At 47.2% G+C, this 7,522-nt stretch carries 7 protein-coding genes and 2 pseudogenes; 5 read left to right on the top strand and 4 right to left on the bottom strand.

The window, feature by feature from the left end; translation table 11 throughout:
* Positions 1–46: 46 nt before the first annotated feature.
* Together FC814_RS21680 and FC814_RS21685 are read left to right on the top strand one after the other, a co-directional pair.
* Positions 47–196: pseudogene (locus tag FC814_RS21680) on the top strand (MFS transporter); the annotation flags it as partial.
* A gap of 87 nt (positions 197–283) precedes the next feature.
* Positions 284–1,744 (top strand): mannitol dehydrogenase family protein, encoded by a 1,461-nt coding sequence (locus FC814_RS21685; RefSeq protein WP_085460710.1) that lies wholly within the window; start codon positions 284–286, stop codon positions 1,742–1,744.
* A 35-nt stretch (positions 1,745–1,779) separates the two neighbouring features.
* Here FC814_RS21685 and ydfZ read toward each other — a convergent pair whose 3' ends face one another.
* The 3 genes from ydfZ to ydfG form a co-directional block, all read right to left on the bottom strand.
* Entirely contained in the window at positions 1,780–1,983 is a 204-nt protein-coding gene (gene ydfZ / locus FC814_RS21690) for a putative selenium delivery protein YdfZ (protein ID WP_000214710.1), read from the bottom strand.
* A 174-nt stretch (positions 1,984–2,157) separates the two neighbouring features.
* Positions 2,158–2,844 carry a DNA-binding transcriptional regulator rspR gene (gene rspR / locus FC814_RS21695; protein ID WP_000215570.1) on the bottom strand — a complete coding sequence of 229 codons (687 nt, stop codon included), beginning with the start codon at positions 2,842–2,844 and terminating at the stop codon, positions 2,158–2,160.
* 88 nt (positions 2,845–2,932) lie between these two features.
* Positions 2,933–3,679, bottom strand: coding sequence for a bifunctional NADP-dependent 3-hydroxy acid dehydrogenase/3-hydroxypropionate dehydrogenase YdfG (ydfG, locus tag FC814_RS21700; RefSeq protein ID WP_010346482.1), 747 nt, complete (start codon positions 3,677–3,679; stop codon positions 2,933–2,935).
* Positions 3,680–3,815: 136 nt separating this feature from the next.
* On the opposite strand from ydfG, the gene dcp reads away from it, so the two are divergent.
* Positions 3,816–5,861, top strand: a complete 2,046-nt coding sequence (dcp, locus tag FC814_RS21705) for a peptidyl-dipeptidase Dcp (RefSeq protein ID WP_137326453.1) — start codon at positions 3,816–3,818, stop codon at positions 5,859–5,861.
* 45 nt (positions 5,862–5,906) lie between these two features.
* Here the strand turns inward: dcp and FC814_RS21710 are convergent, their stop codons facing one another.
* Positions 5,907–6,425 (bottom strand): 2-oxo-tetronate isomerase, encoded by a 519-nt coding sequence (locus FC814_RS21710; RefSeq protein ID WP_001024824.1) that lies wholly within the window; start codon positions 6,423–6,425, stop codon positions 5,907–5,909.
* 291 nt (positions 6,426–6,716) lie between these two features.
* On the opposite strand from FC814_RS21710, the gene ydeI reads away from it, so the two are divergent.
* Positions 6,717–7,109, top strand: coding sequence for a YdeI family stress tolerance OB fold protein (ydeI, locus tag FC814_RS21715; protein WP_000671721.1), 393 nt, complete (start codon positions 6,717–6,719; stop codon positions 7,107–7,109).
* A gap of 258 nt (positions 7,110–7,367) precedes the next feature.
* Positions 7,368–7,448: pseudogene (locus tag FC814_RS23350) on the top strand (hypothetical protein); the annotation flags it as partial.
* Between the last annotated feature and the right edge of the window lie 74 nt (positions 7,449–7,522).

The raw sequence follows: 7,522 nt of genomic DNA on the forward strand, positions 1-7,522 counted from the left end.
GTCATCGGGCATTATCTGAACATAAAACACTATCAATAAGTTAGAGTCATTACCGATTATGGCTTATTCCGTCATCGGCTTAATTTCCGCGCTGAAAATGCCAGAAGTTAAAGACCGCGATTTGAGTGCGCTGGAAGATGCTGCACAAGATCAACCGCGCGTTGTAAGAGCTGCGCAACCTTCAACAAGTCTGTAAATCCAGAATCCCTTCTCTTAGTGAGGAGGGATTTTTATTCATATAACAAACCATTCAGCTTGCCATATTTAAATTAAAGGAAACGTCATGGGAAATAATTTGTTATCCGCAAAAGCGACACTCCCTGTTTATGATCGTAATAACCTGACGCCAAAAATTGTTCATTTAGGGTTTGGCGCATTTCATCGCGCGCATCAGGGCGTGTATGCCGATATCCTGGCTGCCCAGCATCACAGCGATTGGGGCTACTATGAAGTGAATCTGATTGGCGGCGAACAGCAAATCGTCGATCTTAAACAGCAAGATAATCTCTATACCGTTGCGGAAATGTCGGCTGATGCGTGGACCGCTCGCGTAGTTGGCGTCGTGAAAAAGGCGCTGCACGTACAAATTGATGGCTTAGAAGCCGTGCTGGCCGCGATGTGTGAACCGCAAATCGCAATTGTCTCTCTGACAATCACCGAAAAAGGGTATTTCCACTCTCCGGCGACCGGACAGTTAATGATGGAGCACCCGATGGTAGCTGCCGACTTGCAAAATCCCCACCAGCCGAAAACAGCAACAGGCGTGATTGTCGAGGCGCTGGCTCGCCGTAAAGCCGCAGGATTTCCCGCGTTTACCGTTATGTCATGCGACAACATGCCAGAAAACGGTCACGTTATGCGTGACGTTGTCACTTCATACGCCAGAGCAGTGGATGTAAAACTGGCGCAATGGATAGAGGAAAACGTGACTTTCCCATCGACAATGGTGGATCGCATTGTACCCGCAGTGACGGCGGAAACGCTGGATAAAATCGAACAACTTACCAACGTGCGCGATCCGGCAGGCGTGGCGTGTGAGCCGTTCCGTCAGTGGGTAATTGAAGATAATTTTGTTGCCGGACGCCCGGAATGGGAAAAAGCAGGCGCTGAACTGGTCAGCGATGTGCTGCCTTATGAAGAGATGAAACTGCGTATGCTCAACGGCAGCCACTCCTTCCTGGCTTATCTGGGCTATCTGGCGGGATATCAGCACATTAACGACTGTATGGAAGATGAAAATTATCGTCATGCAGCACATGCCTTGATGTTGCAGGAACAGGCGCCCACGCTGAAAGTACAGGGTGTAGATTTGCAAAATTATGCCGATCGATTGATTGAACGCTACAGCAACCCGGCTTTACGCCACCGAACCTGGCAGATTGCAATGGACGGTAGTCAGAAACTGCCACAGCGGATGTTGGATTCAATTCGCTGGCATCTGGCGCATGACAGCGCGTTCGATCTGTTGGCGCTGGGCGTCGCTGGTTGGATGCGTTATGTTGGTGGTGTTGATGAACAGGGAAATCAGATTGAGATTAGCGATCCGTTACTAGCGGTCATTCAAAAGGCTGTGCAAAGTAGTGCCGAAGGGAAAACGCGTGTGCAGTCGTTGATGGCGATTAAGGCGATATTTGGTGATAATTTGCCGAACAATAACTTGTTTGTTGCAAAGGTGACGGAAGCGTACTTGTCTCTATTAGCGCATGGCGCGAAAGCGACCGTGGCGAAATATATCGAGAGGTAAAAACAGCAATGCCGCCATCGGCGGCATTCACACGCTTAGTTCATGCCGAGACGAATCAGGTCCAGAGGCGCGAGTTTTTCATCACAACCTTCAACAACCACGGTTTTACCGCGACGGATTTGCTCTGCGGTCAGACCTTCAGTGTCAATCGACAGGATCTTGCCAGTGTGACCGGTGCCGCTAACCATAACACGGCTGCCAGTGGTGATTGCGTTACGGTTACGATCGTAGGTCGTCATAGGTGTTTTCTCCTTTCTGATTTACAGTCGAAGCCCACGTAACGGGCGCAATATAAATACTCCTGTCGAGTGAATATTTTTTTGTTTATGATCAAGTTCACATCTTTTTTGATGCTTGCATGAACCAGAAGAAAGGGATGGGCTCTCACCCCGGATGGGATGAGAGGAAATGAATTACTCTTCGCTAAACCAGTCGCTATTTTCCTGGCGGATCAGCTGCACGGATTCACTTATTTCCTGCAAATGCAGAGTCATTGCTTTTTCTACCGCATCACCATCATGTTTTTGTAGAGCAGTAAAAATATCCATATGTTGACGTAACAACATATCAGGTGGCGATACGTGGTCAAAGCTCATATAGCGCACGCGGTCAACAGTTGCTTTCAGGTTTTCAATGGTGTCCCACGCAAGCTGACAGTCGGCAATCTGCGTCAGAATTTGATGGAAGTTATCATCCAGCTCAAAAAAATCATCCAGTTGTTTGCGTTCAATGGCAATACGTTGTTGGTGGAGATTTTGCTCAAGCTGATAGCACTGGCTATCGGTAATCATGCTCGCCGCCCGGCGGGCGACGGCACACTCAATAGCCTGACGAATAAAACTACCGTTGCGTACCTGAGTCATGGAAATTTTATTGACGTAGCTGCCACGCTGCGGGCGAATTTGAATCAGGCCGTTTTCTGCCAGTTTTATGAAGGCTTCACGAACCGGCTGGCGTGACACATTGAAACGAACAGAAACTTCTTTTTCCGACAACGGTGTGCCCGGTGGAATTAGACAATGGACAATGTCGCGGCGAAGAATACGATAAATCTGCTGATTGACAGGTTGTGTGGGATTAAGTTGCGTTTCGACGGTCATTCGTTCTTGCTTGTGAGTGGGTTAACTCAGTGAGTCTACCACTTTTTTGTGACAAGCAATAACCCGGCGGTTAAGCCGGGTATAAAAATTAATGGCGATGGACATTCAGTCCGGCATAGCTTTGGGTAACCGGCATCATTTCCAGTGTGTTGATGTTGACGTGAGCAGGGAGTGTAGCAACCCACCAGACTGCTTCGCTGACATCTTCTGGCGTCAGCGCAACGGTGTTTTGATAGGTTTTTTCCGCTTTATCGTCGTCACCTTTAAAGCGAACATTGGAAAACTCGGTGCCACCCACCAGCCCCGGTTCGATGTCGGTGACACGTACTGCCGTACCATGCAAGTCAGTGCGCAGATTCAGGCTGAACTGACGAACAAACGCTTTTGTCGCGCCATAAACGTTACCACCAGCATACGGCCAGCTACCCGCCGTTGAGCCAATGTTAATAATATGACCATGATTACGCTCGACCATGCCAGGCAGGACAGCGCGGGTCATATACACCAGGCCTTTGTTGTTGGTATCAATCATAGTTTCCCAGTCTTCAACGCTGGCTTTATGTGCAGGTTCCATACCCAGCGCCAGTCCAGCATTGTTTACCAGAATATCGATATTACGCCACTCGGCAGGAAGCGAAGTCAGCATCTCTTCAATGGCGGCGCGGTTGCGAACGTCCAGTTGGGCGATATACAAATTATCTCCCAGTTCGTCTTTTAACTCCTGCAACCGTTCCTGGCGACGGCCAGTGGCGATAACTTTATGCCCTTGTTGAATAAAACGACGTGTAATGCATTCACCAAAACCTGCCGTTGCTCCAGTTACTAAAACGATCATCTCACTGTTCCTCAACGATTTTGTGTGTCAATAACATAGCACGTGATGCTTAAGAGCGGGTAATACTGGTTTGCAAGATTGCACTCCGTTATCAGTAAGCCTACGCTATGGAACACCTCGTTTTCAGGAGTAGAAAATGTCAACGACGAATCCTTTCCTTACGCAGAGCACTCTGCCGTATATGGCTCCTCATTTTGATCAGATTGAAAATCAACACTATCGCCCGGCATTCGATGAGGGGATGCGGCAAAAGCGGATTGAGATAGAGGCGATAGCTTTAAACCCGCAGACGCCCGATTTTACTAACACTATTCTGGCTCTCGAAAAGAGCGGGGAGTTACTCACTCGCGTTACCAGCGTCTTCTTTGCCATGACCTCGGCGCATACTAATGATGAATTACAGCGTCTCGATGAACAGTTCTCGGCGGAACTGGCGGAACTGGCTAATGATATCTACCTGAATGGCGAATTATTCGCGCGGGTAGATGCTGTCTGGCAGCGGCGTGAAACGCTGGGCCTTGATAGTGAATCTGTTCGTTTGGTTGAAGTTATTCATCAGCGTTTTGTTCTTGCCGGTGCCAAACTTGAAGATGCCGATAAAGAAAAATTAAAAGTGCTGAACACAGAAGCCGCTACCCTGACCAGTCAGTTTAACCAGCGGTTATTAGCCGCGAACAAATCCGGAGGGATGGTGGTTGACGATGTTTCGCAACTGGCAGGCATGAGTGAGCAAGAAATTGCGCTGGCGGCAGAGGCGGCTCGCGAGAAAGGTCTGGAAAACAAATGGCTCATCCCATTGCTGAATACCACGCAACAACCGGCGCTTGCGGAGCTACGCGATCGCTCTACACGTGAAAAACTGTTCACTGCGGGGTGGACACGCGCGGAAAAAAACGATGGCAATGATACTCGTTCCATCATTCAACGGCTGGTGGAGATCCGCGCCCAACAGGCCAAATTACTTGGCTTCCCTCATTATGCCGCGTGGAAAATTGCCGATCAGATGGCAAAAACACCAGAAGCAGCACTCAATTTTATGCGGGAAATTGTTCCGGCGGCGCGTCAACGTGCGAGCGATGAATTAGCGTCTATACAGGCGGTTATCGATAATCAGCAGGGTGAGTTCAGTGCCCAGCCGTGGGACTGGGCATTTTATGCTGAACAGGTGCGGCGGGAGAAATTCTGTCTTGATGAAGCGCAGCTCAAACCTTATTTCGAATTAAACACAGTGTTGAATGAAGGTGTATTCTGGACTGCGAATCAGCTCTTCGGTATTAAGTTTGTCGAACGTTTTGATATTCCTATTTACCATCCTGATGTCCGCGTATGGGAAATTTTTGATCATAATGGCGTGGGGCTGGCGTTATTTTACGGTGATTTCTTCGCCCGTGACTCAAAAAGCGGCGGCGCATGGATGGGGAATTTTGTAGAACAATCTACGCTTAATGAAACACGCCCGGTAATCTATAACGTTTGTAATTATCAGAAACCGGCGACAGACGAACCTGCATTGTTGCTGTGGGACGATGTTATTACATTATTCCATGAGTTTGGGCATACGTTGCACGGTTTGTTTGCCTGCCAGCGTTATGCCACGCTTTCTGGCACCAATACACCACGCGATTTTGTCGAATTTCCTTCGCAAATCAACGAGCATTGGGCAATGCATCCGCAGGTATTCGCGCGCTACGCCCGGCATTATCAGAGCGGGAAAGCAATGCCGGAAGAGTTACAACAAAAAATGCGTAATGCCAGCCTGTTCAATAAAGGTTATGAGATGAGCGAACTGCTTAGCGCCGCACTTCTTGATATGCGCTGGCACTGTCTGCAAGAGCATGAAGCGATGCAGGATGTGAATGATTTCGAACTGCGGGCGCTGGTGGCGGAAAATATGGATCTTCCCGCCATACCGCCACGTTATCGCAGCAGTTATTTTGCCCACATTTTTGGTGGCGGATATGCGGCGGGATATTACGCCTATTTGTGGACGCAAATGCTGGCAGACGACGGTTATCAATGGTTTGTCGAGCAGGGTGGCTTAACGCGTGAGAATGGGCAACGTTTTCGCGAGGCGATTCTTTCCAGAGGCAACAGCGAAGATTTAGAACGTTTGTATCGTCAATGGCGCGGTAAGGCACCACAGATTGCGCCGATGTTGCAACATCGCGGACTGAACGTCTAATTTTCTGTAAATATAGCTGGTCTGGCGTAAGGCCAGGCCAGAAAGTCACTCCAGTAATTTCAAAAGCTGCGCCAGTGCAAATCGAACCGCCAATGCTAATACTGTTTCGCAATCACCATCAAAATGCATAACCGCAGTATGCGTATTTCCTTTTATATTCCATGCGAACCAGACTGTGCCTGCGGGCGTACCATCCTGACCACCTTCAGGCCCACCGTAGCCGGTAATGGCAATACTAATATCGACATCTGCGCGCTCTTTGGCGCCAGTTGCCATTTCTGCCGCTATCTTCTCGCTCACCGCCGTATATTTCTCAAGAGATTGCTGACTGACGCCAAGGATTTTCATTTTGGCTTGATCGGTAAAAGTGACAAAGCCTGCGCCGTAAAACTTTGGTGTGTCTTCAGCAGCACACAGCGCGCAAGCCAACTTACCGCCAGTGCATGATTCGGCGGTAGTTAAGCGTAATTGATCAGCGATAAGTCTTTGGCTCAACGCGGATGTCAGGTTTTCAATAGTATCGCTATCTGCAAGTTGTACAATTTTATTGCTATTAATGTTCATCGTTGTTTGTCCACGTTATTAGCTGCAAAGGTGATTTGCCTTTTTGGTATGTTCTTTCACTATAATAAAAATCAGATTTATAAATCCGATTATTCTGGAAATACATTTAAGACTTAAACACAGCTTTCATTAATCTTTTTATTGTCTTTTTTGAGTTAAATTTGCAGCAAATTTTGTTGCTAGCTGACTGATTTTAATTGTTTTATAACAATCAGTACGATTCTTATTTGTCAATTATAAAAATAGCAACCAGACTTAATAAGTCAAACCAAACGCAATTAAGGAGTTAGTATGAAATTTCAGGCCATTGTATTAGCAGGTTTTCTTGTCATGCCTTATGCGTTGGCAGATGATCAGGGAGGTTTAAAACAGGATGCTGCGCCACCACCGCCATATGCAATAGAAGACGGCTATCGCGGAACTGATGATGCAAAAAAAATGACCGTTGATTTTGCGAAAACTATGCATGATGGTGCCTCAGTTTCATTACGTGGTAATTTGATTTCCCACAAGGGTGAAGACCGTTACGTTTTTCGTGATAAGAGCGGTGAGATTAATGTTGTTATTCCTGCTGCCGTCTTTGATGGACGACAAGTTCAGCCTGACCAGATGATCAACATTAGCGGGAGTCTGGATAAGAAAAGCACTCCAGCCGTCGTTCGGGTCACACATCTGCAGAAATAGTCACAAAAATAAATGCGTCTGATGGCCCAATCAATAGGGGCATCAGGCTTTACTGTTTATGTTATTTGCCTCTGTTTTATGGTGCAAGGAAGGGATAATTTACAGAATTAAACACTTTTTTATCTGCTTATTTTGTTTTAAATCACAATGTTATCTTTAACGTCGTCTCAGATTAGGATTTCTATTAAAATATTGACGTAATTTTTCTTTTCTCTCGGTAGAATAGCGCGCACAAGGAACTGTGAAAAAGGAGTGGCAATGATCAAGAAGACAACGGAAATCGATGCCATCTTGTTAAATCTCAATAAGGCTATCGACGCCCATTACCAATGGCTGGTGGGTGATGCTGCCAACTTACTGATTTAGTGTATGATGGTGTTTTTGAGGTGCTCCAGTGGCTTCTGTTTCTATCA

It is taken from the genome of Escherichia sp. MR, assembly GCF_005280595.1.
GTDB classification, from domain to species: Bacteria; Pseudomonadota; Gammaproteobacteria; order Enterobacterales; family Enterobacteriaceae; genus Escherichia; species Escherichia ruysiae.

Excerpts from the sequence above, each read along its gene's own strand:
- ydeI (WP_000671721.1), top strand. The coding sequence starts at position 6,717 with ATGAAATTTCAGGCCATTGTATTAGCAGGTTTTCTTGTCATGCCTTAT.
- rspR (WP_000215570.1), bottom strand. The coding sequence starts at position 2,844 with ATGACCGTCGAAACGCAACTTAATCCCACACAACCTGTCAATCAGCAG.
- FC814_RS21685 (WP_085460710.1), top strand. The coding sequence starts at position 284 with ATGGGAAATAATTTGTTATCCGCAAAAGCGACACTCCCTGTTTATGAT.
- FC814_RS21710 (WP_001024824.1), bottom strand. The coding sequence starts at position 6,425 with ATGAACATTAATAGCAATAAAATTGTACAACTTGCAGATAGCGATACT.
- ydfZ (WP_000214710.1), bottom strand. The coding sequence starts at position 1,983 with ATGACGACCTACGATCGTAACCGTAACGCAATCACCACTGGCAGCCGT.
- dcp (WP_137326453.1), top strand. The coding sequence starts at position 3,816 with ATGTCAACGACGAATCCTTTCCTTACGCAGAGCACTCTGCCGTATATG.
- ydfG (WP_010346482.1), bottom strand. The coding sequence starts at position 3,679 with ATGATCGTTTTAGTAACTGGAGCAACGGCAGGTTTTGGTGAATGCATT.